The sequence below is a fragment of the Rhodoplanes sp. Z2-YC6860 genome, from assembly GCF_001579845.1.
Classification (GTDB): domain Bacteria; phylum Pseudomonadota; class Alphaproteobacteria; order Rhizobiales; family Xanthobacteraceae; genus Z2-YC6860.
Map to the genome: position 1 here is coordinate 7,234,107 of NZ_CP007440.1, position 23,521 is coordinate 7,257,627.

Consider the following 23,521-nt stretch of genomic DNA (forward strand, 5'->3'; position numbering starts at 1 on the left):
ACGCCTCCCTAAGTGGTGCTCAACACCTCCACTTTTTGGCACATTGATGCCGTCGGCGGGGCGTCCACCCCATCATTAAAGCGCAGCCATAGCCTGATCGACGCAAGCTGGACGAAAGCAAGGTAGTTCGCCGCCAGCTTGTCGTAGCGCGTTGCAACCCGACGACAGTGCTTGATCTTGTTGAAGAACCGTTCGACCAAATTCCGAGCGCGATAGAGATACGGGCTGAAGCAAATCGGCTCACTGCGATTGCATCTTGGCGGGATATTGGCCAGCGCGCCCTTGTTGACGGCAAGTGCTCTGATCCAGTCGTCATCATAGCCGCGATCTGCCAGCAGCATTGATCCGGACTTCAGGCGCGACAGCAGTTTCTCCGCGAGCCGGTTGTCGTGGGCTTCCCCGGCGGTCAGCGCGAGGCGAGCCGGCAGGCCATTGGTATCGACCACCGCATGTATCTTGCTGGTCAGCCCGCCGCGTGACCGTCCCATGGACTGCTTTCGGTTCCGGATGATGCAGGCCCCGTGCTGATGCACCCTGACAATCGAGGTGTCGATCATCTGCACTGATGCATCATGGGCGGTAGCCAGCGCATTCATGATGCGAGCCCAGACGCCAGCCCGCCGCCAGCGAACGAAACGGTTGTAGCAGGTGGTGTATGGACCGAAGTCATCGGGCAGGTCGCGCCATGGTGCTCCGGATCGCAACACCCAGAAGATGCCATTGAGGACACGCCGGTCGTTTACCCGTGGCACGCCGCGCGGCTTGTTCGGCAGCATCGGCCTGATAGCTGTCCATTCGTGGTCGGTGAGTTCGTAGCGCATGATTCGAGCCCTCGTTTGCGGGCTTGAATCACGACCTAGAGGCTGGGCTCAACGGACCTTCAATCTGCCGCCATTGGCCTCAGGTCGCTGACCCATAACGGACCCAGAGGCGGCCATCACATTCGATTGCGCAGCGACGCGCTTCGATTGCCGTATAGGCGATTGTCCTGATTTGACGCCTGGATATGCGGCAATCTGACTAAGCTTAGGACAATTGGCTCATGTGCACCGCAACTAAGCTGGCTACGTTCGCCAGATCAAAGTGACGTGAAGCCAACGGGGAGCGCATTATGGATATTAGGCGGGCAACAACCTGCGCATTGGTTTCTGCCTCTGCGCTGATGGCATTCTTGGCAGGCCCGCGTACGGCGCTCGCGGATGAGCTTAGCGATGCTATCGCCCGCTATCATCTGGCTCAAAAGGAGTTCGTCAAAGGAAATCCCCAGCCGCTCAAGGACATTTGCTCTCACGCCGATGACGTGACAGTCCTCGGAGGTTACGGCGGTTTCGAGAAAGGCTGGGCAGCACAAGTAGAGAAGCGTTACGACTGGGCCTCTGCTCGCTTCAACAGCACCGAAGATGAGCGTCGCGTCGAGAATATTTCACTCGTTGTCACATCTGAAATGGCATACAGCGTCGATATTGAGCGTACCAAAATTCGGCTTGCCAACACCAATGAAGTCCGCCCTATGGCACTGCGAGTGACAAGTGTCTTTCGCCGGGAGAGCGGTCAGTGGAAAGTGGTTCACCGACACGCAGACCCGCTGGTCGAAGTGCGCCCGGCTGCGGCGATCCTCAAACGCTAGCTGATGCCCGCCCGGCTTCCGGTCAACGATAATCAGTTACCTCACTGAGGGGCTACAACCACGGCTGACTTCAATCCCAGGATGAATACACTGAGGCGCTAGGAGCCATGCCTAGGGAACCGCCTCAAATGCGATTCTGCACCAGTCGCGACGGGACGCGCATCGCCTATGAGGCATCGGGTAGCGGCCCTGCGATCATCCGTTTGGCAGGATTGTTCACCCATCTCGAATTCGACCGTGACAGCTCGATTTGGGGGCCATGGCTTGCCGCGCTCGGCAAGGGACGGACATTGATCCGATACGATGCCCGCGGCTCCGGAATGTCGGACAACGAAGGTGTAAGCTTTTCTTTCGAGCGGTTTATCGAAGACTTGGAAGCAGTCGTGGACGCGACTGGCCTGCGAACGTTCGCTCTATTCGGTATCGGAGGGCCTTGCGCATTGGCGGCGGCCTATGCCGTCCGCCATCCGGAGCGGGTGACCCACCTGGTTTTGCACGCCGCGTTCACGCGAGGTCGGATTGCGCGGGCCTCCAGCTCCGTGCAAATCGAGGAAACTGAAGCTGTTCTCAAACTCACCTCGTTGGGCTTCAATGACGACGATCCCAGCCGTCGTCAAATGGTGACCACTCAATTCTTGCCGGACGGCACTGTCGAACAGCTAAGGGAGTTTGGCGACCTGCTGCGGTTGTCTTCCACCGCCCACAACACTGCGGAATTTCTACGCGCCTGGTACATAGTCGACATTCGAATGCTTCTTCCCCAAGTCCGATGTCCTACCTTGGTGCTCCATCCACGCGCAGGTTTCCGCGTGCCATTGGAGGAAGGGCGACTTGTGGCCCAGTCCATCCCTGGTGCGCGGTTGGTTCTGCTGAAAACGAGGAACACTTACTTGCCGAAAGATGATCCGGCATGGACACAGGTGATAGCAGAATTGGATAGCTTCTTGCCGGCAGATCACAGCGCTCCCGTGACCGGCGATTTACGACTGGAAAAACTCACGCCGCGCGAACGAGAGGTTTGCGCAGCCGTTGTAGAAGGGCTTGGCAACAAAGAGATTGCCCGCCGCCTGGGCGTCGCAGACAAGACAATACGAAATCACCTGTCTGCCATATTCGACAAGCTTAACGTTTCGAGCCGTTCTCAGCTCATTGTGCGCGCAAGAACAACAGGCACTGCTTGTCGTTGAAGTCGGAGATGATCTAACCTCGGCCCGCCGACTATTTTTTCACTCTCATAACAGCCTTACGCCGTGGCCTGATGCCAACAGGGGTAATGTCGGGTGATGGCACAAAGCGTCGGTTCGCTGCGACGCGGCAAATCGGTCGCTTTCGGATCGAAGGCGGACATCGCGCCGAATTTTATGAGTACACGCCCTAGTACGCAGGCCTTGGTGGAGCACACGCGCATGTCGATGCCTCGCCGCAAAGCTGCTTCCTCATTTTCGTGGCGCAACCGCCAGAACAACGGTGCAAGCGAAACGGACGAAACTTCCATCGCGTTGGTGGACTCGTAAAGACGAAGGGCACCCAGCAAGCGGTCGAGTTGTTCGGTCAACTTGGTGACAGCCTGCTCTCCAGATTTGAGCCACGCTTGTTGCGACGTGTCCCAGGCACGCGTGCGTAGCAAATCGTACGTGCCTTGGATGACCCGCAAGGGTTGGCGGAGATCATGCCCTGCCAAGCCAAGCAATGCGGCGTGAAAATCACTCACCCTCTGCAAGTCCAGACTTTGGTAGCCGGCCGGTACCGTTGTGGAGCGCTTGGAGCTGTTCATGGCGGTCTCATTTCCACGAATAATCGCGCTAAGGATCGTGCTTTAGCGATGCCGCGTTGGCTATAAGACGTCAGGTGCTGCGGATCATATGCATGTATGATATCGTGGCTCGGTATGCGGACCGTGGCGATGTGGGCCATTGCCCGCCCGTGGCATTCGATATTTTTCGCGCGATTGCCGTGAAAATCGCCTTGCGATTCAAACGAATGATCTAAGTCCGTTTGTGGACGCTGCTATCGCCAAACTCGACCCCGCACTCGAACATTCAAGACATTGCGATCGAGGGGATTTTTCCCTCTCGCTCAAATTTTGAGCAACGCGCTGAGAGCGAGGAATTTTGCTGGAGGCAGATGTAATATTGCACACGCTCCGGATACTCTTCGTGTCGGCGCTTGGAAGTTAGGACGAGAATGGTTCGAGAGGAGATTTCTCCAGTTCGCGAAGCTGTTGCCTTCGGCGCATTCACGCTTCATCTCGCCGAGAGGCGCCTCGAAAAGGCCGGCGCTCCCATCCACGTGACCGCGCGTGGGTTTGACATCCTCGCTGTCTTGGTCGACCGGGCGGGGCAAATTGTCAGTAAGAAGGAGCTGATGGCCAGAGTCTGGTCGGATGTCACGGTCGACGAGGGCAGCCTCCGCTTCCATATCGGCGTACTGCGAAAGACCCTCGGCGACGGCTCTGAAGGGGCTAGGTACATCGCGACTGTGTCGGGCCGCGGCTATTGCTTCGTCGCGCCCGTCTCACGCAATGAAAGCCACGCACCCGCAGACCTGGCGGTGTCCTACCCCTCTCGGCGGCTGCCGCCGCTGCCCACCCGGACATTAGGACGCGAAGACGCCGTCCAGAACGTGCTGTCCCTTCTAACTATGAACCGCTTCATGACGATTGCGGGCCCGGGTGGAATTGGCAAGACCACCGTAGCAATTCTGCTCGGATACGCCCTTTGTCCAAATTTCGAGGACGCAGTCTACTTCTTCGATCTCGGGCCATTGAGCGACCCGCTGCTTGTGCCGAACGCAATTGCTTCGATTCTCGGCCTTCATATTCAGGCCAGTGACCCACTGCCCGCCATCATCAGTTATCTTCGCGATAAACGGATGCTGATTATCCTCGACAGTTGCGAACATGTGATCGAGGCCGTTGCCCGCCTGGCCGAGCGAATCTTCCAAGAGGCGCCGCAGATCCATATTCTCGCGACCAGCCGAGAAACGCTCCGGGTCGAGGGGGAGCACGTTTATCGGCTGTCTCCTCTCGAGAGTCCGCCCGATCGTGCGGACATCACCGCAGACGAACTTCTTGCTTTCCCTGCAGCGCAACTTTTCATCGAGCGCGTGAAGGCGGGCGGCTTTCATTTGGAGCTTAACGACGGGCAGGCGCCTGTTATCGCAGAAATTTGCCGCAAGTTGGACGGCATAGCGCTTGCTATCGAGCTCGCCGCGGGTGGTGTCAAAGGCTACGGGTTACGGCAGACCGCGGAACTCATCAAAGATCGCTTCGGCTTCTTCCAAAGCGGACGACGTACAGCGCTCCTTCGTCACCAGACGCTGAACGCCACACTTGACTGGAGCTACAACCTGCTCGAAGAGCGGGAGCGTGTCGTGCTTCGCAAACTCTCCATCTTTATAGGCGTTTTCACGCTGCAGGCCGCTCAGTCAGTTGCAGCCTGGAGAGCTCCGGGCGAAGGGAACGTGGACATAATACTTGCCAACCTCGTGGAAAAATCGCTCGTATCTATGGATACGAGCGACACGTCGACTCACTATCGGCTGCTCGACACCACCCGGCTATATGCCGTGACGAAGTTGAACCAGCACGGCGAATTCAACGAGACGGCTCGACGTCACGCAAAATACTTCCTGGATCGGCTTCGGCACCCCGAAATCCTCGCCTCTATAAGATCCGAAACGGGAAGCTTGGCCACGCAGGCCCCGCTTCTGGGCAATATTGGAAGCGCTCTTGCTTGGTGCTTCTCCACTGCAGGCGAAGTTCGTATAGGAGCGGAACTCGCTGCAGCTTCTGCTCCATTCTTCTTCAAGATGTCGATGTTGGGGGAATGCCGCCGCTGGACCGAGTTGGCTATTGCATCACTCGACGAGACGCGCCGAGGGACGGCAGCGGAAGTTGAGCTTCAAGCCGCTCTTGGGCTCGCCCTTATGTTCACGGAAGGCAATGGCGACCAGGCGCACGCTGCACTGACGCGAGGATTGCTACTTGCGAAAGAACTGGGGGATTTGCCCCACCAATTGCAGTTGCTTGGGAGACTGCATCACTTCCACTACAGGAGGGGAAACTTCCGAGACGCGACAGGGCTTGCCCGGCAAGGTGAAATCGTAGCTCGTACGATGGGCGATCCAGATGCAATTGCCGCGGCACACTCGCTGCGGGGTATCTCACACGAGGAACTTGAACCGGCTCGGCATCACCTCGAGGCCGCTTTAGCTCACATTCCGACCTCGCCGCGCGTCGCCGCCTTCCATTTCGGCCTCGACTATCGGAACCGCGCCAGGATCTTTCTGGCCCGTACTTTGTGGCTTCTTGGATACGCTGACCAGGCTTCGGCAACCGCTCGCGCCACCGTCGATGAGGCGGCGGAAATGGACCATCCCCTCAATCTTTGCATCGCCCTTTTGTTCGCCAACTGCGTCTATCTCTGGAACGGCGACTGGACGAATGCAGATATGACCTCGCACAGACTCATCGAGCTCGCGCGCGAGCGCTCAATAAAGCCCTACGAAGCGGCAGGTTCGGCCCTACAGGCCTGCTTGCTCATCGCGCATGATAACCGCGACACTGGTATCCCGACATTGCAGCAGGCATTACGCACACTTCGAATACATCGATACGAACTTCTAACAACAATATTGAATATGACTCTTGCAGAGGGTCTATTGATGAACGGACGGCAGGAAGAGGCCCTGACAACTATCGATGAGGCTCTGACCCTGGTCGAAAGCAGTGGCGAATTGTTCAAAAGGCCAGAACTTTTGCGCCTCAAGGGAAAAATCCTGTTGTCCAAGCCGCGGACCGACCCGATCACAGGCGAAGCATCTCTCCTAGAGGCTCTCGACATCGCTGCGCGCATAGGTGCGCGTGCTTGGGAGTTGCGCGCCGCGACGAGCCTTGCCCAATTCTGGTCGTCACAAGGCCGCGTCGCCGACGCTCGGCGCGTGCTCGATCCGGTGCTAGGCCGGTTTACCGAGGGCTTTGCGACACGCGACGTAACAAGTGCTCGCTCTCTTATGGATCAGATCGTATCTAGCTGAGATTCTGACAGTTTTCTGATCGGCGTGGCCGCCGTTCCCGCATGCACGCGCCCGCGCTTCCTGATCACTCATAAAATCTAACAATTTCTCTGGTTCTATCGCGGGGACACCTCCGCGCAATTGTGTATTGTTCCCGCGAAGAAATCTCGGGACGGATGGGTCAACTCGCCGTTTCGGACCAGTGGCACGTGCCCGCCAGTATTAGGAGCGCGTATGAGTTTCACCAGAGCAGATCGAAACGCACCGCGTGTCAGTCAGCGCGACTTGTTAAACGGCTACGCGACGGTCAAAGCCCTGTCCAATCGTATCAGCGTCAGAGCGCGCAACAGGAATTCTGCGGCGTTGGACCCTTGGCTCTGATAGTGCCCCCCCCAAGAGTTGCGGCGATGGCAGCAGAACACGCCAATATTTCCGAGGAAGAGCTTATTTTTGCTTCGAGTTTGTCACCAGGACGGGTTCAAAAGCGCGCAGCTCTTTTGATCGCGTTCGGAATCTTAGCGGCCTTTTTCATTATCATTAGCCTTTCGAACAACGAGCAGCGACCGTTTCCGGGCTTTATCCTGGTTTTTGTCTCCTCGATGCTTGTTTGCGATTTCATTACAGCGATCTTGCTGTTTTCACAGTATTCCATTTTGCGTTCGCCGGCGATCTTGGTCGTCGCCAACGGGTATGTTTTTACAGCGCTCATCCTGATCGGTTGGACCCTGACATTCCCGGGCTCGCTTCTGCCCGACCGACCGTATATCGGTGCTTTGCAAAGTGCATCAGGCTTCTACATTGCGTGGCGAAGTGGCTTCGCGGCATTCGTGATTGGCTACGCCCTATCAAAGGATGCACATCCGACCGCACCACGTTGGACGATCTCTGTGCGCTCAGCCGTCGCAGTCAGTCTCTTACTGACGGTGGCCGTCGTCGGTCTGATCTCCCTGCTCTGCCTGGAATATGAGCCGCTATTACCGCACATCATGGAAGACAGTCTCCATTACAGCCCTGCGTATCCTTACGCTGTAGGGATACCGAATTGTTCGCTCAGCATCATCGCGCTCGCCTTGCTGTGGATCCGTCGACGTTCGACTCTTGATCTCTGGTTGATGGTCGTCATGTTTTTCTACGCGATGGACATGCCATTGAGCTATTTTCCTTCGCCGGGCCGTTTCACCGACGGGTGGTATGCCGTCCGGTTCATCACGTTTCTGACGAGTATCATCATACTCGTGCTGCTGCTCTACGAGATATCCAGCATGTACGGACGTCTCCTCAGCGCCGTCTTCGCACAACGCCGCGAACGGGAAGCGCGCCTTGTAACCAGAGATGCAGTCGCGGCCATAATCTCTCACGAGATCAAGCAGCCGTTATCAGCCATGATCACGCGTGCGGAAACTAGTTTGAGATGGCTTGATCGTCCCGTCCCAGATATCGAGAAGGCCAAGGCCGAGCTCAAACATGTCGCTGCTGATGGCTACCGCGCCGGAGCGGTTATCGAGAGCATCCGTGCAAATTTCAAAAAGGATGCTCGGATAAGGACGTCGTTCAACATTAACGATCTGATCGCCGAGACCATTTCCCTGGTTCGGGCCGATCTGCAACGGCACCGGATACAGGTGGAGGCCGAGCCTCAGGCGGAATTGCCGCAAGTGATGGGGGATCGCATCCAATTGCAGCAGGTGCTCCTTAACTTGATCACCAACGCTATCGACGCGATGGCGGTCAAGGACGGCCCCAGAATCCTGGCCGTGAGTTCAAGAATTCGCAATGACGGCGGCGTTGTTGTGTCAGTCGCAGATACCGGTCATGGGATCGGCGCGCACGACATAGATCGTTTGTTCAATCCGCTCTTCACGACAAAATCTAACGGCATGGGAATGGGACTCTCGATCTGCCGATCCATCATGGAGGCGCACGAGGGGGAATTGTTGGCGGTCCCGAAAGCTCTTGGAGGCGCAGAATTCCAATTCGTCCTTCGTACGGTATTGTGACATGAACGCTGGTTCAACCGTCCGAGCAGTCGACAGTCGGGTCAAGGAGAGCAGGTCCATGGTCATCGCCCCGCTTCCACCCTTCACCGCGTTGACGGCGGCGCGAAAAGCTCGGATTGCGGAGGACCTGTTCAACACACGCGACCCTGCTGCTGTTGCGCAGTTATGCTCGGCGGATTGCTTGTGGCGAGGTCGCTCGTTTTTCGGTCGAGGGAGAGAGTCGATTATGACGATCCTATCCGAGAAATGGGCGCGCGAATTAGAATATCGCTTGATCAAGGAAGTCTGGGCGTTTTGCGAGAACCGAATTGCAATACGCTTTGCCCACGAGTGGCACGACGACCTTGGCCAGTGGTTTCGGAGTTACGGCAATGAAAATTGCGAATTTGACCCTGAGGGGCTGATATGCCGACGGGTCGCTAGCTGCAACGACACTCCGATTCAACAACACGAACGTAAGTACAACTGGCCGCTTGGCCGCCGACCGGCTCATCATCCATCTTTAAACGATTTAGGCTTGTGAACCTACAGTCACAAGCAGTAAGCAGCACGTCCACGTGCTGAGCGCCGTCCTTCGCAACTTACACTTAATCTTCACCCTTGCATCATTAGCCCGCCAACGACGAGCCGGCCGCGAGGCGTAGTTATCGAGCCGCCGCGAGGCGTAGTTATGGTGCGCGACTTGTCGCTAGCGCTCGCAATGCAGATTGCGCAAGCCGCGCTCGAACATTGCCGCGCTCAGAACTTTAAGGTCAGGGCTTCGGTCGTGGACCGGGGCGCTCATGTGCTGATATCGATTCGCGACGACGGGACTAGAGTTGGCGGAGCGTAAGGCCCACAAGGCGCGCGTTTTCCGTCAAACCACAAGGCAATTCGTCGACCGCATTATCAGCAATCCGCGCTCTCAGGGGCTCAGGACATGAGGGGAGTTCTTGCTTCGCTCGGCGGTGTACCGATCAAAGTCGGCGAAGACACAGTTGGTGGTGTGGGGGTCAGTGGAGCGCCGCGCGGCCCGAACGACAAGGCGTGCGCTGCGGCAGGCGTAGCCAAGGTGGCGGATCAGTTGAAATGACTATTCGGACAGCTGAGCATCAAAGCGCTGTTCTCATGAAAACAGCGCCCCCAGCAGCCTCATTAGTGGTGAGGTTCCTGCTGAACTGCTGGTGGCATGGCAGGACGTCAATTCGGACAGGGTTGGCCTGCGGCGCCCCACAGAGCCACGTCCTTGACGTGATCCTCAAATGTGCCCGGCGGCTTTGATCGGCCTTCTCCGGGCGCCCATGCCCGTGGAATAAAGCCGCTCTGCGATGCGTCGTGCCGCAAGTGGGCGATCAGGCCAGCGGCATCGCGACCGCCATTGCGTTTGGGGTCCTTCAGTTGCGCGCAAATCTCGGCGCCGCTTTTGCCGAACCAGATGAATTCCACCGGCGCGAGTTGCCAGTCGATCCCCGCATGCAGCGGGGCCGGTGCCGGGTCGTTCGGCATCTTCGAAGTCACGTGGCAGGTCGAGCACACGAGCTTCTCGGCCCCGATGCGGCTCACTCCGCCATGAATATTCATGCCATGCACGCGGGGCTTGGTTTCGCCCGCCGGCGTCCATATCGGAATGGCCTTGGCGTCAACGTGGCAATTGGCGCAGCGAGGGTGCGTCACCACGGCTTCGATCCGTTTCCAGGCCTTGAGTCCGTCGGCACGGCTGACGCTGCCGGGCCGCAACACATCCTTGGGTGTCTCGTCCTTGGCCACGACGAGTCCTGTAAGAGCCGGGATCGTCGAAGCAGCGAAGACGAGCGCAATCAATGACCGCTTCATGACTCGTCCTCACACAAAATCGATGAACTTGTTGAAGGGCATTTCGCGGATACGCTTTCCGGTCGCGGCGAAGATCGCGTTGGCGAGCGCAGGCGCGGCAGGAGGAACAGGCGGCTCGCCGACACCTCTCACCTTGGGGTCATTCTCGAGTCCGCGCACTTCGATCACAGGACATTGGTAGAGGCGCATGGCTTCGTGATGATGGTAGTTGGTCTGCTGCGCGCCACCCTTGGCGTAGGTGATCTGGCAGTTGATGGCGTGGCCGAGCCCCCAGATCACGCCGCCCTGGACTTGGTTCTCGAAGTTGACGGGATCGACGACCTTGCCGACATCGGCCGCGACCCAGACCTTGTCGATCCTGATGCCCCTGTCCGTCGCTGTGACTTCGACGACTTCAGCCACCGGAGTCCCGAACGATTCCACGAAAGCGACGCCTCGACCCTTGCCATTGCCGAGCGGCCCCTTCCAGTCCGACATCTGCGCGAGCGTCTCCAGCAGCTTGCGATAGGTCGGCACGGCGCACATGTCGATGCGGGCCTTCATGGGATCGAGGCCCGCCGCATGAATCATCTCGTCGATGAAGCTTTCGGTGAAGAACCCGGCCGTTGACGCGCCGACCGAACGCCACGTGGTGCTCGGCGACAAACCACGCGCCTCATAGGTCGTGGCCCGGAAATTCGGAATGTCGTAGTAGACGTTCCAGTGGCCGGCGGCGAGTTGGCCATCGGGATCCTTTGTCGGCGTACCCGAACGCTCCAGCAGCCCGTTGAGCGGCGCCGTCGAGGCCAACTTCAAGTCGGCCGCGACGATCTTGCCTTTATCAATGCTGCCCCGGTGCCGCGCTATCGCGATCTGCCGTGGGATGTCCTGTATGAAATCTTCCTCGCGCGAAAACACGAGTTTGATCGGCGTTCCTTTCATTTGATTCGCGATTTCGGCCAAGACACGGACGTTTTCGTATTCCAGACGGTGGCCAAAACTTCCGCCGGACCACTGATTATGGAAGATGACCTGCTCCGGCTTGAGGCCGATCGCTGTCGCCGCGATATGCTGCACGAACTGAGGGCTCTGGTGGCCCACCCAGATTTCCATTCCCTTGTCGGTGACGATGCCGATGCCGTTCAGCGGCTCCAGCGGCTGATGGGCGACATAAGGCGCGCGATACTCCGCCTGGACCAGCTTGCCGGTCTTCAGCGCCGTATCGACGTCGCCAATTTTCCGCCATTCCTTGCCGAGGAATTCCGGCTTGAACGAGTTCTCCAACACTTTCCAATGGCCGGCCTGTTCGGCCGGATAGGCCGGGGGCGCCCATTTGCAATCGATGGCCGCGACCGCTTTCATCGCGTACCAACTGTTCGTCGCGATCACGGCGACGCCGTTCTTGATTTCGACGACCTTCTTAACCCCCGGCATCTTCAGGGCCTTGCTGGCGTCATACGACTTCAGCGGCTGACCTTTGGCGGGGTTCAGCTTGACGGAAGCGTAGAGCATACCGTCGATCTTCTGATCGATGCCGAACTTCAGCTCGCCCATGACTTTCGATTTGATATCGAGCCGCATCATCGGCTTTCCGACCAGTCGCCATGTGGACGGATCGCGCGGCTTCACATCGAGCACCGGCGGAATGGCCGCGGCTTCCGCGGCGAGCTGGACGTAAGGAATCTTCGTTCCGTCGGGAAGGATCACATCGCCGGATCGGGTGCGAATGTCAGCCACTGCAACGCCTGAACGCTTCGCTGCAGCCGCCTTCAGCGTCTCGCGTGCCACCGCGCCAGCCACGCGCAACTTTTCGTAGGTGTCCGGGATCGTGCTGGAGCCGCCTGTCATCTGCAGGCCGGTCTTTCGGAGATATTCGAGCGTGGCCGCGCGCGCTTCCTCGGCAGCAGCACTTTGGTCCGCTGCCAGGAACGGCGCAAACTCGTCCTTGAAGCCGGTGTTGAAGTAGGCGGGACTGGGTCCTGCGAACCGGATTTCGAACTGGCCGGGATCGAGGTCCATCTCCTCGGCAATCAAGATCACTTGCGCGGAGCCGACGCCCTGACCGATGTCGGCGTGTTGTGCGATCAACGTGATCTTGTCTGGGCTGATCTCGACCCAAGGGTTGAATGTCACGGAGTTCGGCCCGAGGCCAGCCGTCAACGGGTTGCTGCCGGAGCTCTCTGCGGCTTGCGCAGCACCACTGTAAGACCCGAATGCAATACCGCCGGCAACGGCAGCCGAGCCGATGAGAAAGGAGCGGCGGGAGAGGCGTTCGATCTTGCCCATCTCACTTCTCCGCCATCTTCGCAGCGGCCGCATGGATCGCGGTGCGAATGCGCGGATAGGTGCCGCAGCGACAGAGGTTTCCCGACATCACCTCGTCGATATCTTCGTCCGTCGGTTTCGGAATCAATTCAAGCAGCGAAATCGCCTGCATGATCTGGCCGGTCTGGCAGTAACCGCATTGCGGCACCTGGTGTTCGATCCAGGCTTGCACAAGCGGATGCTGGTCTCTGTTTTTCAGTCCGTCGATGGTGACGACCGACTTGCCAGCAAGGTCGCCGATGCGCGCCTGACAAGAACGGACAGCGTTTCCGTCGATGTGTACGGTGCACGCGCCACACTGCGCTATTCCGCACCCATATTTTGCACTGGTGATGCCGAGTTCGTCGCGAAGCACCCAGAGCAACGGCATTTCGGGTACGACGTCGACCTGGTGCTTGGTACCGTTGATCGTGAGCTCAATCATAATGTCCTCGCGATATGTCGCATTGCCTTACGGGCTGCAAAAACTGACTGACTTAACTTCTCCGCCAAACGTAGGAATTGGGTTGGTGGTGCGACGGATTCTCGTTCAGTCTTCCTATCGCGATGATGAACGACATCGCCGCACCGCACATTCAATCGGCAGTCCCTCCAGCGCTACTTCGCAGCACGGAGGATATGCTCCGCGACCTCTTTCGGGTGGGACAACATCACGACATGACTGCTGGGAACTTCGATGGCCGTGGCCTTCGCCAGCGCTGCCTGGTCTTTCTGCATCTGCGGCGCGATGATCTTGTCTTCCATCGAAATGACAATGAATGTCGGCTTGTCGCGCCACGCCGCCTTGCTGACGGGAGCGGTAAAGGTTCGCTCGTGGTACCGCCCCTGCACCGCAGCGACTACCTTCTGCTCTTCTGGTGACAGATCCGGTGCAAAATACTTTGCGACGCCATCGTCGCTGAGCCGCAGAAACCCCTCACCGTCCTTCAGAAATCCTTTCCGGCCCTCCGCCGGCGGATATTTTGAGATATGGTCCTTGAGGGACTGACCCGAGTCAGGAGCGTAAGCCGCTGCGTAAACCAGAGATCTGACCTTTGGATCATTTCCGGCCTCGGTGATAACAACCCCGCCCCAGGAATGGCCGATCAGGACGACCGGGCCTTCGACCTCTTTGATGATTCGCTTCGTAAAGGCCACGTCGTTTTCCAACGAGTCGGTTGGATTCTGAACCGCAACCACCTTCAGCCCGGCATCGACCAGAATCGGGATCACCTTCTGCCAGGACGAGCCGTCGGCAAAAGCGCCATGGACCAGCACCGCGGTCTTGGCGGTGAGTTCTGCGGACCGGGCGTTTACCGCGAATGCCGTCCAAGCCGCGACAACGAGGGAAAAGTACGAGATCGTCCTACACATGTTCATTTTGCACTCCAGTTTCGTCAGTTGACTGATATCGCAGCCCAATACGGCCGGACTTTTGCGACGAGTTTCGAAGCAGCGACGTTCCTGACGGCATACTTGCTGCAACGCCAGACGCCTGACGAGTTAAGTGCGGTTAAAACGGGTGAATTGGATGCAGTGCATCACTACGGCTGCCTTAGACATTTTCACCGCACTTAACGGGCGGCGCCTCGCCTGAAGGCACTCCCGAACGAAGCGCCATTGTGATCGCGACATAACGTGCGACCGCAAAGCAACGATATGCTGATGGCGGTGACCGAAAGCCGCATCAATGCGTGCGGATATTCTGCGTGCCAGTCGACACTTGCGCCTCGCGTCACGCCGTGCGGGACGCCTCGAAGAGAAACCATATACGCTTCTCGGCTTGATCGATCCAATTCTCGATCAAGCTTGCACTCGCAACATCCTTGGCTTTTTCGCACAAATCGTGGGTGACCCGCATCTCGGCGACGAGTTGTTCATTGTCATCACGCAATTCCGAGAGCATCGTAGTCGGCGCAACGAAGTCGACGTCGTTGTCTGCAATTCTTTGCAGTTGAGCGATCTGCCCGACAGAGTGAATCGTGATCGCGCCGATCCTGCGGACCCGCTCGGCAATGTCGTCGGTCGTGGAGAGGATGGCATCCGCATGCTCATCCAGCATCAAGTGATAGTCGCGAAAATGAGGACCTGACATATGCCAATGAAAATTCTTTGTCTTGATGTAGAGAGCGAAACAATCGGCCAACAGTTGATTGAGGCCGTTGGATATGTCGCGAACCGACTCTTTGGACATGCTGGTCGGTGTATTAAGGACGGCTGTTGTATTGGCTCTGTGTCCAGGATTCATGAAGCGACCCTCAACGTTACCCAGGGTTTAGAATCGAATTGACGACGATATTTCCGGCAGATTTCTAGCGTGCCCAGAGAGCACAGGAGCGCGCCCCAGGGACCGCTTTGTGAGCGTCGCAGGCCGGCTCAGACCTTGACGAACTGTAAGAGCTCGCCACTGCCTCTCCTGTGTGCAGGCGCAAAGACAAGCGCCACTATCGCCCTCGCGAACTAATGTGAGCGCTTCCGCCAAAAGCGGGCAGTTTAAATTTGTAAAAGCGTGTTAAACCGACCGTTATCGGCGTCCTTGACGCTGCTCGCACGCCCTGCCTTGCCCTCTTTTCGAACTTACGTTTTTTGATGTTGGCGATAGAATAAGGGCATGGGCACCGCAGAGTTCTCTTTCGGCGATTTTCGTGTCCTGGCCAGCAAACGCCAATTGCTGCGGTCGGGTCTAGCGGTCCCCCTCAGCAGCCGCGCGTTCGACATATTGCTCGTCTTTCTGCGTTCGCCGGGCGAAGTCATCGCAAAGAACGATCTGATCGAGCGAGCTTGGCCGAATATTCATGTCGATGAGGTGAACCTGCGCGTCCAGATAAGCGGACTGCGCAAAGCTCTGGGTGAAGACAACGCCAGCGTTCGCTTTATCCAGAATGTACCGGGGCGCGGATACTCGTTTATAGCGCCGGTGAACATCGCGTCGGACGACAATGGAAAGGCGGCAGCGGGAACCGGACTATTGTTGCGGAAGCCACAGCCTGCGCGGCAGGTTGTCGGCCGCCAGGAAGTGGTAGCAAAGCTCGGCGCGCGTCTGGAGGAAGCCAGGCTTCTAACGGTGGTCGGCCCAGGCGGAATCGGGAAGACGACCGTCGCGCTCGAAATCGCGGCGCTGGTCGGAGCACGTTATCCGGACGGCGTCACGTTTGTGGACCTGACTCCGATTAACGACGGAAGTCTCGTGCCGGACACCGTCGCCACCGCGCTTGATGCCGGCCGCAACGGAGAGCACGGCCTCATTCTCGACGCGATGCTGCAAGACCGAACGCTTTTGCTCGTTCTGGACAATTGCGAGCATCTCATAGATGCCGTGGCCGAGTTCGTCGAGCAAACGCAGCAGGCGCATGCGGGAGTGACGATCCTTTCAACCAGCCGAGAACCGCTCAGGGCGGCAGGCGAATGGGTTCATCGGCTGGCTACGCTGGCGTTCCCACTAGGCAACACGGCCATAACCGCCACGCAGGCCCTCGAATACTCGGCCATCCGGCTCTTTATCGATCGCGCGGCCTACAAGTTGGGAGGCTACAGCCTGACCGACGCTAACGCGCCTCTGGTTGCACGTATCTGCGCCAAACTCGACGGGATTCCCCTCGCCATCGAGCTGGCGGTCGGTCATCTGGATTCCATCAGCATGCGAGGCCTGCTGTCATCGCTTGAAGAAGGGTTTGGCGTATTGAGTGGAGGCCGGCGCACCGCTTTGAGCCGCCACCAGAAGATGTGGGCGGCTCTCGATTGGAGCTTCGGTCTTCTATCGGAAACAGAAGCGACGATCTTCAGAGCATTGACGATATTCTCGGGTGGCTTCACGTTCGCTTCAGCCCAAGACGTCATAGGCGATGCGATATCGGTAGATGCATTCGCCGAAGGGCTGTCCAACCTGGTTGCGAAGTCCCTCGTCGTTGCAGACACGGACAAAGATCCGGTCCGTTACCGGCTGTTCGAGATGACGCGAGCCTACGGACGCGAGCGCCTGGAACAGAGCGGCCAAGGCGATGAGTTCGCCGAGCGACACGCAGCGCATTTTCTCGCTATGCTTGAGCTCGCGGACGGAGGCCAGGGACTTCGCCCCGCGGCTGAATCGATGCTCGCCTGTGCCAAAGAGGTCGCCAACATCCGTGCGGCGATCGACTGGTCTTTCAAATCGGAACAGCATGTCAACGTCGCAGTGGCGTTGACAATCGCAGCAGTGCCGCTCTGGACGCAATTGTCCATGGTAGGAGAATGGAAGAGCGCCGTGCTGCGCGCCCTCGATGCACTGGAACACAGTGCCGATGGGTATTTGCTTGAGAAGATGCAATTGCATGCCGCGCTGGGTTGTTTGCAGATGCATGCCGGGTCAGGCGATCCTAAACGCGCGACTACAGCGTGGCAGGCGACACTTGCGATCGCCGAAAAGCTCAATGACAAAGAGTACCAACTCAGAGCCTTGTGGGGCATTTGGATAGCCTGCACGAACAAGGGCGCCCCCCGAGCCGCCCTCCAGGTTGTCGACACCTTTGATAAGGTCGCAGCGACAACAACCGACGCCGACCGATACGTCGGTGACAGAATTCGCGGCAAATCGCTTCATTTTTGCGGAAACCTGGCCGAAGCGCTTGCGTATACGCGACGAGTGATTGACGGCTATGACCGGCCAGCCGATCTCTCGGACGTCGTTCGATTCCAGTACGATCAGCACATCCTGGCGCGGGCGACTTTGGCGCGAACGCTTTGGCTTCAAGGCTTCTTCGAGGAAGCGCTTGTTGAGGTCGAACGGCTTCATGCTGAGGCTGTTGCGCTCAATCATGTGACGACACTCTCCAATGCCATCGTCGACGCAGCGTTCCCCTTGGCATTCTTGCAGGGCGATTTGGACCTCGCCCGAACGTACTGTTCTCAGCTGCGGGAACTCACCGATAGCTATGGGCTGGATATATGGGGCACGTACGCTCAGTGCTTCAACGGTCAGCTTCTCGTGCGATCGAACCGGAGCGACGACGGCGTGAGGGAATTACGCACCGGGATCGCAAAGCTCGAAAGTGCCGGCTTCATCGTCTACCGCACGAGCTTCATCGGCACCCTCGCCGAAGGGTTCGCAGACATCGGCCAGCATGACGCCGCGCTGAAGGCTGTTGACAAGGGAATCGCGCATTGCGATTCAACTGGCGAAGAATGGTGCCTTGCCGAGCTGCGGCGGGTCCGAGGTGTGATCTTTGCTAAGCGCCAGGAGCCGAGTTTTGCAGTCGATGCAGATCGGGAGTTCGATGCGTCACTTCGTATTGCTAGGCAGCAAGGTGCGCTGGCTTGGGAATTAGCGACGGCTGAAAGCTTTAGCACCCACCTCATCGGTCAGGGCCGCGCTGCGGAAGGTGAGCGGCTCGCAGCGGCTGTTCGACTGAAGCTGCCATCAAGAGTTGCGGCTTCACATCCACATCTAATCCGACTTCAGACTAGACGGGCAACCTAGCGTCAGGCCATGTCCCCGTAGTTTATTGCTGACGTTCAGCCTTGCTGCGTGGGCTTGGGTACGAAATCGACATCCTGTGGACGCCCCCCTACGCATAACGTCCATTATGGAATATCGTTGCTTTGCGGTGCCCCAGCGGCAAGCTCGAACAGAACACTGAACGTCCCGAGAACGTTAGCGTTTCGATTCCCGGTCTCGGAGTCCCACCCTCGCGCGAGGGAGCCGCAATGAGGAAGAAGTTTGAGTATCTGTGAAGCTATCCAGCGGTCGTGGTCGGTCGCCTGCCTATGACATTGTCCCAGTCCAAACCATCGGCTTTGGGCCGAACGAAAAGCAGGCCCAGCAGCATCCTGCGCGTGAACATCTGGCCTCCTATCCTCTGCCCGGCCGAACCTTCAAGGCGACCACAGAACAACCAGCGAACATCCCGTGCAAGTCAACAACCGGGGGCATGGCGACGCAGGCGATGCGCTGCTATCGCTTCTCCGGAGCGCGGAAATCAGCGATGCCCAACCCAGCAAAATTCGATGCAATCACGGTCGATACCAATATCTTCGACGAGAACCATCTGAAGCTCGACGAAGGGCTGTTGAAGAGACTGCGCCAATTCAAGGATAAACTGACACAGTTTGTGCTCTCGGAAGTCATCGCAGGTGAGTTAAAGCGGCACCTGACCCAGCAGGCGCAGACTGCAAAAGACGCACTGAAATCCGCAACGCGCAAAGTTGGCGACAGCGAGCTTCTGTATGAGCAGCCCTACTGGGATCTCTTAGAAAAGGCTAATACGCCACCCGCCGAGGAGGCCACCCAGCAGCGTTTTGATCGCTTTGTCGAAGCTACCGGCTGCGAGATCGTTCCAGCGAACAAAGCTGACATGACGCGTCTGCTGAAAATGTACTTCGATCCAACCGCGCCGTTCGAAACTTCCAAAAACAAGAAAAACGAATTTCCGGACGCTATCGCGCTCATCACCCTCGAAGAATGGGCGAAGACAAATAAGAAGAAGCTGCTCGCGATCACGAAAGATCAGGGTTGGGTCGACTTCGCCGAGAAGTCAGAATGGATTTTCACAGAGTCCGATTTCGCCGTTGGCCTCGAAATGCTGCAAGCCGATGCAGAGATTGCGCGCAGCATGGTCACCGATTTCCTTAAAAAGATGGAAGGCGGCAAGGAGCCAGACGCGCTGAAGCGTTTGCAGGACTACATCAAATACGAAGTGGACGACATGATGCCCCTTGCAGACGGCAACTCAGGCTTTCACATGGAAACGACCACCGCCAACTTGGACTTCAAATCAGCGCGTCTTGTTCAGGATGGGGACGGGTACGACTTGACTATCGTGGAGTGCAGCAAAGACGCCATCGTAGCTCGCGTCCCTATCGAGGTAGAAACTCGCGCGACTGCGAAGTTCGCGTTTCAAATTAAAGATGAAGGAGAGTACTTCTCAGTTGGTTCTGGCAGCGGTGATATTACGTGGACTTTCGAAGCTGGCGCGGTTCTCACTTTTCTCGGTGATTACACCGAGACGCCTCCAACCTTAGAACTTGATGACGTAGAGATGGTTAACGCGCCTGATAGCGTCGAATTTGGATACGTCGAATTCGACATCGAAGATGACGAGTAGCGTGACCGGCTTGGCAAAAGCGCTTTCAAATCATTTGGCGATGTTACGCTCTTCCGCGAATAGACTGTTAGGAGCCGTAAGGTGAGGCCGGGCTAGAAACTATCTTGTTTGAGCTGCTCCCGCGCAGAGTGCCTGACCCGATCGGACACATCTTCCCGATCGGCAAAGAAGAGCGCGGCCGACTTTGAGAATGGTGGATCTGGCTCGATACCGTCGTACTTGGATTTCACCATGTCCCACGTCTGGCGGAACAGACCAGTGCGACGGTAAGCTGGCGCTAATCGCCGAGCACCTGGAGCGATGGCGCCTTGTTCAGCACCTTCGTGACAGCCACTTTCCAGTCACGGGGGACGGGTTGATAATCTTCGAGGCTGGCCGACGCAAGGTTGGCGCGTTCCGCGATGACCAAGTCTTTGATCATCTGCATCACGTTCGTCTGGAAGATGTTCCAGACATCGACCGAGCGCTTCTTCGGGCCTCGGTAAATTTCTGGACCGTACTTCATATTGCCGATCTTGGTGGAGATGTTCGCGACGAGGGCGAGAAGGAATGCATCGCGGCAAGTGGCGTTCGGTGTAGCTCGATAGATCGCGGCTTTCAGCGCAAGGGCGTGCCGCAGCGGCACTGCACTGATCCAACCGCGCTTCAGCATCCCGCTCTCATCGAGGTACTTGTAGGCGGGCATATTCTGGGTGTCGTGCGAGGTCTTGAGATGACCGTACTCAAGGCCGACATCGACGAGCGCTTTGAGAAGGTCGTCAGGCGACAGGGTGAGATTGGTCTTCACCCGGCTGACGAAACAACTGAAAGGGCTAGCGTCCAAGCCGACGGAAGGGATGCCGCGCTTCATGCTTTCGACAAGCGTGGTGCCCGTTCCGCAGAACGGGTCGAACACGAGCTGGTCGTCCTGCACATCCATGCGATCCATCATCGCCGCTACAAGCTTGTCCGAGAAACCTAGGACAAAGTTGTACCAGCAATGAATCTCGCCATTCAGGAATGCTTGGGGATCGGACAATTAAATATAGAGCGCCTCGCTGCGGCGGCAGGTCCGGCAAGCCCCCTCTGCTAGGCCATTGACGTAATATGCGAATCCGCTCTCCCGCGCAAGAAACGCACGGAAGGAGGGCATTTTGCGCCAAAGGTCTTAACTTTCCCTGGAACTCGGCCGGCGGGGCCGTGAAACACGGCCGGCGGCCGTTAATTAGCCGGAGCGCTCCACTGCCGTACGCGGCTCGGCGGAAGAGGCCCAGAGGGGTCATCAGGGCGCCGATGACCATCGCAACTGCGTAGACGATGGTCGCAACCACATCGATGATCTGGTTGGCGAGAACGTTGTCTATGCCAAGGCAGTTGAACCAAAGCCACAAGCGATCAGCGCGGCGTGCGAGAGGTGCGAGAAGCGCATCGTCAGCAGCGATTAGACGGTGAGAGAAGCCTTGCCTTGGTCGGCTGGTGACGATCAGGCAATGTCAGAGAACAAAGAACTCCCGTGCTCGCTCTAACAGAGCTTGGTGAAACGCTGCCGAATCAGATAACCGTATGGTAGATGCCTTGCCCTCACTTCGTTCGGGGGAGGTACGGCGGTGCTTGGGCCAACTTGGTAAAGCGCCGCATGATGGCGGAGCGTGCCAATTTGGTAGCGCGCCCCGTGATGGCGGAGCGTGGTCAATCTGCAAGTTTGCGCGCCAAATGCAGAGCAGTCCTCAGACGCTCTAGGCCGTAGTCAGCTCGGATTAGCAGTGGTCGGATTTAGTCACCGCCACCCTAGGGCGGTGCATGGCCTGTGTGTACTCAGCCGGCGGATTTGAACACCTGACAACCCGCACACGTCTCGAATGATGCCGAAGGCGGGTCAACAACTGGCCCGCAAAACAATTCGACCTTCGATCACTTTCAGAACTTACTCACGAAAGTAAGTCTTCGCGACCCCACTGACGTGTCCCACAAACCGGCCATTGTCACGCAAGCTGAAATTGCGCGAGCGATCCGCGCTGTCTCGGCGGCGGGGCTTCAGATAATCCGTGTCGTCGTTCGCCGTGATGGCGTTGCAATTGAGACCAGCACAGGAGAGAATCCGTCGTTGCCAACAGCGAACTCCGAGGCCAACGACGATTCTGATTTCGTATTGTGATGGATGACATGCCACGACCACGACCGCCGCATCTACAGAGAGAGACGACCCGCCACGGGTCGTCGGTGTGGTACGTTCGCAAAGCCCGCGGCAAGAGAATTCGGCTAAGAAATGAATACGGAACCGACGAATTCTGGTCCGAATATCGCGCCGCTCTCGAGACCAAGGCCGCGATTTTAGAGACCGCAACGGTTGAGCGAAGTTTGGCGTGGGGCATACAGCTTTATCGGAACAGCTCGGCCTGGGCCGGGCTATCTAACGCCACACGGAGAGCTCGCGAGAACATTTATCGTAAGGTGATCGGAAGTGCGGGCCACGCGCCGCTGGCCAAGATCACCGATGCCAAGATCCGTGAAGGACGCGAACTGCGATCGGCAAAGCCTCACGCCGCAAATGCCTTTCTGAAATCGATGCGAGCGTTCTTTTCTTGGGCCGTCGAACAAAAGCTCGTGCCCTCAGACCCCACCAAGGGAGTGAAACTGCTATCAGGAGCGAATGACGCTGACGGCTTTCACACTTGGTCTGAAGACGAACTCAACCGCTTTGAAGCGCGCTGGCCGGTCGGCACCCGTGAACGTCTGGCGTTTGATCTTTTGCTGTACACGGGTCTGCGTCGAGGCGATGCGGTTCGAGTCGGCCGGCAACATGTCCGCGACGGGACGATCACAATACGCACGGAAAAACATCGAATCGGTAAGCCCGGCGAGCTCGTGTCGTTGCCAATCCTTCCGCCGCTGCAAGAATCGATTGCGGCGACCAAGACTGGAGATCTAGCGTTCCTTGTTTCCGACGCTGGCAAGCCATGGATCAAAGAAAGCTTCGGCAATTGGTTTCGTGACGTGTGCCGTGAAGCAGGTTGCCCCGGCTCAGCGCATGGACTGAGAAAAGCCGGAGCCAGGCGCGCAGCCGAACATGGAGCAACCGAGCGTCAACTGATGGCGATCTTCGGCTGGACAACAAGCAAACAGGCGACGCACTACACGCGCGCTGCCGATCGCAAGCGTCTCGCGCAAGATGCCGCACCGCTGTTGATGCTGGGCGCACAAGCCGAGAACAAAACGCCCGCACCTTCGACTCCGGTGCGGGAATCATCGGAGATGTTGCCGCTAAAACAGGAGGTTAGAAAATGAATGGTGCCCAGGGGCGGAATCGAACCCGCTCCTTTATCGTATTGAAGTAGCAGTCGATTTTATTTCTACCCACCCTGTCTTACCCACCTCATCTACCCAGCGTCCCCCAAGTCCCACGTTGTGCCATTCCCTGGCGCCGCATTTTCATGTAGATTCCTGACTGCCTCGGGGCATCACTGCCCCTGGTGCGCACTAGGGCTAACTCTTAGGAGAAGCTCTATGCGTATCAGGAAGGAAGTATGCTACGCGGATCTAAAGCCGATGTTCGGTATTTGCTACTGCCGAGTTCAGCTTCGACGCTTGCAGATACAAGGCCGCTTCCCACAATGCCACGAGCAGGGTCCCGGCCGCATTGCGTGGTACGAAGATGAAATAGTCGAGTGGCAGTCCACTCGGCCGAAGCGCCGCTACGATCCCGAGACGCTCTCGTAAGAGAGCCACCCCGC

General features: G+C 57.8%; 16 protein-coding genes and 1 pseudogene. 9 read left to right on the forward strand and 8 right to left on the reverse strand.

All coding sequences use genetic code 11. The annotated features are described in order from the left end of the window. Window positions 1-8 precede the first annotated feature (8 nt). Window positions 9-821 (reverse strand): IS5 family transposase, encoded by an 813-nt coding sequence (locus RHPLAN_RS38790; RefSeq protein WP_237179966.1) that lies wholly within the window; start codon window positions 819-821, stop codon window positions 9-11. A 290-nt stretch (window positions 822-1,111) separates the two neighbouring features. Between RHPLAN_RS38790 and RHPLAN_RS33755 the strand changes: the two genes are divergently transcribed. Beyond that, window positions 1,112-1,627 (forward strand): YybH family protein, encoded by a 516-nt coding sequence (locus RHPLAN_RS33755; RefSeq protein ID WP_084246109.1) that lies wholly within the window; start codon window positions 1,112-1,114, stop codon window positions 1,625-1,627. Between the two features lie 128 nt (window positions 1,628-1,755). Next, entirely contained in the window at window positions 1,756-2,814 is a 1,059-nt protein-coding gene (locus tag RHPLAN_RS33760) for an alpha/beta fold hydrolase (protein WP_068028100.1), read from the forward strand. Window positions 2,815-2,870: 56 nt separating this feature from the next. On the opposite strand, the gene RHPLAN_RS33765 is transcribed toward RHPLAN_RS33760, so the two are convergent. After that, complete coding sequence (locus RHPLAN_RS33765) at window positions 2,871-3,401, reverse strand: ATP-binding protein (RefSeq protein WP_068028102.1); 531 nt, start codon at window positions 3,399-3,401, stop codon at window positions 2,871-2,873. A gap of 410 nt (window positions 3,402-3,811) precedes the next feature. Between RHPLAN_RS33765 and RHPLAN_RS33770 the strand changes: the two genes are divergently transcribed. From RHPLAN_RS33770 to RHPLAN_RS41105, 4 genes and pseudogenes are all read left to right on the forward strand, one after another. Continuing rightward, the gene (locus RHPLAN_RS33770) at window positions 3,812-6,664 is read left to right on the forward strand and encodes an ATP-binding protein (protein ID WP_068032255.1); all 2,853 of its coding nucleotides are present in this window, start codon (window positions 3,812-3,814) and stop codon (window positions 6,662-6,664) included. A gap of 386 nt (window positions 6,665-7,050) precedes the next feature. Then, complete coding sequence (locus RHPLAN_RS33775) at window positions 7,051-8,640, forward strand: sensor histidine kinase (protein WP_068028104.1); 1,590 nt, start codon at window positions 7,051-7,053, stop codon at window positions 8,638-8,640. A gap of 58 nt (window positions 8,641-8,698) precedes the next feature. Further along, on the forward strand, window positions 8,699-9,163 hold the full coding sequence (locus RHPLAN_RS38795; protein WP_084246709.1) for a nuclear transport factor 2 family protein: 465 nt from the start codon (window positions 8,699-8,701) through the stop codon (window positions 9,161-9,163). A 147-nt stretch (window positions 9,164-9,310) separates the two neighbouring features. Beyond that, a pseudogene (locus RHPLAN_RS41105) lies at window positions 9,311-9,712 on the forward strand (GlcG/HbpS family heme-binding protein). 107 nt (window positions 9,713-9,819) lie between these two features. On the opposite strand, the gene RHPLAN_RS33780 reads toward RHPLAN_RS41105, so the two are convergent. From RHPLAN_RS33780 to RHPLAN_RS33800, 5 genes are all read right to left on the reverse strand, one after another. Beyond that, entirely contained in the window at window positions 9,820-10,386 is a 567-nt protein-coding gene (locus RHPLAN_RS33780; RefSeq protein WP_237179967.1) for a hypothetical protein, read from the reverse strand. A 75-nt stretch (window positions 10,387-10,461) separates the two neighbouring features. Continuing rightward, window positions 10,462-12,717 carry a xanthine dehydrogenase family protein molybdopterin-binding subunit gene (locus RHPLAN_RS33785; protein ID WP_068028106.1) on the reverse strand — a complete coding sequence of 752 codons (2,256 nt, stop codon included), beginning with the start codon at window positions 12,715-12,717 and terminating at the stop codon, window positions 10,462-10,464. 1 nt (window position 12,718) lies between these two features. Further along, window positions 12,719-13,180, reverse strand: a complete 462-nt coding sequence (locus RHPLAN_RS33790) for a (2Fe-2S)-binding protein (RefSeq protein ID WP_198164614.1) — start codon at window positions 13,178-13,180, stop codon at window positions 12,719-12,721. A gap of 173 nt (window positions 13,181-13,353) precedes the next feature. Beyond that, entirely contained in the window at window positions 13,354-14,220 is an 867-nt protein-coding gene (locus RHPLAN_RS33795; RefSeq protein ID WP_237179968.1) for an alpha/beta hydrolase, read from the reverse strand. A gap of 250 nt (window positions 14,221-14,470) precedes the next feature. Then, window positions 14,471-14,983 (reverse strand): Dps family protein, encoded by a 513-nt coding sequence (locus RHPLAN_RS33800; RefSeq protein ID WP_068028108.1) that lies wholly within the window; start codon window positions 14,981-14,983, stop codon window positions 14,471-14,473. Between the two features lie 363 nt (window positions 14,984-15,346). Between RHPLAN_RS33800 and RHPLAN_RS33805 the strand changes: the two genes are divergently transcribed. Both RHPLAN_RS33805 and RHPLAN_RS33810 read left to right on the forward strand, forming a co-directional pair. Continuing rightward, window positions 15,347-18,187, forward strand: a complete 2,841-nt coding sequence (locus RHPLAN_RS33805) for an ATP-binding protein (RefSeq protein WP_068028109.1) — start codon at window positions 15,347-15,349, stop codon at window positions 18,185-18,187. A gap of 250 nt (window positions 18,188-18,437) precedes the next feature. Continuing rightward, window positions 18,438-19,811 (forward strand): PIN domain-containing protein, encoded by a 1,374-nt coding sequence (locus RHPLAN_RS33810; RefSeq protein WP_157100650.1) that lies wholly within the window; start codon window positions 18,438-18,440, stop codon window positions 19,809-19,811. Window positions 19,812-20,088: 277 nt separating this feature from the next. Here RHPLAN_RS33810 and RHPLAN_RS33815 read toward each other — a convergent pair whose 3' ends face one another. Beyond that, window positions 20,089-20,829, reverse strand: a complete 741-nt coding sequence (locus RHPLAN_RS33815) for a TRM11 family methyltransferase (protein ID WP_157100651.1) — start codon at window positions 20,827-20,829, stop codon at window positions 20,089-20,091. A 1,181-nt stretch (window positions 20,830-22,010) separates the two neighbouring features. On the opposite strand from RHPLAN_RS33815, the gene RHPLAN_RS33820 reads away from it, so the two are divergent. Beyond that, a complete protein-coding gene (locus RHPLAN_RS33820) occupies window positions 22,011-23,075 on the forward strand; it encodes a tyrosine-type recombinase/integrase (protein ID WP_237179969.1) in 1,065 nt (354 codons plus the stop codon). Window positions 23,076-23,521 lie beyond the last annotated feature (446 nt).

Bases quoted from the DNA above. Each gene is read 5' to 3' on its own strand.
- RHPLAN_RS38790 (WP_237179966.1), bottom strand. From the start codon at position 821: ATGCGCTACGAACTCACCGACCACGAATGGACAGCTATCAGGCCGATG.
- RHPLAN_RS33755 (WP_084246109.1), top strand. From the start codon at position 1,112: ATGGATATTAGGCGGGCAACAACCTGCGCATTGGTTTCTGCCTCTGCG.
- RHPLAN_RS33760 (WP_068028100.1), top strand. From the start codon at position 1,756: ATGCGATTCTGCACCAGTCGCGACGGGACGCGCATCGCCTATGAGGCA.
- RHPLAN_RS33765 (WP_068028102.1), bottom strand. From the start codon at position 3,401: ATGAACAGCTCCAAGCGCTCCACAACGGTACCGGCCGGCTACCAAAGT.
- RHPLAN_RS33770 (WP_068032255.1), top strand. From the start codon at position 3,812: ATGGTTCGAGAGGAGATTTCTCCAGTTCGCGAAGCTGTTGCCTTCGGC.
- RHPLAN_RS33775 (WP_068028104.1), top strand. From the start codon at position 7,051: ATGGCAGCAGAACACGCCAATATTTCCGAGGAAGAGCTTATTTTTGCT.
- RHPLAN_RS38795 (WP_084246709.1), top strand. From the start codon at position 8,699: ATGGTCATCGCCCCGCTTCCACCCTTCACCGCGTTGACGGCGGCGCGA.
- RHPLAN_RS33785 (WP_068028106.1), bottom strand. From the start codon at position 12,717: ATGGGCAAGATCGAACGCCTCTCCCGCCGCTCCTTTCTCATCGGCTCG.
- RHPLAN_RS33790 (WP_198164614.1), bottom strand. From the start codon at position 13,180: ATGATTGAGCTCACGATCAACGGTACCAAGCACCAGGTCGACGTCGTA.
- RHPLAN_RS33800 (WP_068028108.1), bottom strand. From the start codon at position 14,983: ATGAATCCTGGACACAGAGCCAATACAACAGCCGTCCTTAATACACCG.
- RHPLAN_RS33805 (WP_068028109.1), top strand. From the start codon at position 15,347: ATGGGCACCGCAGAGTTCTCTTTCGGCGATTTTCGTGTCCTGGCCAGC.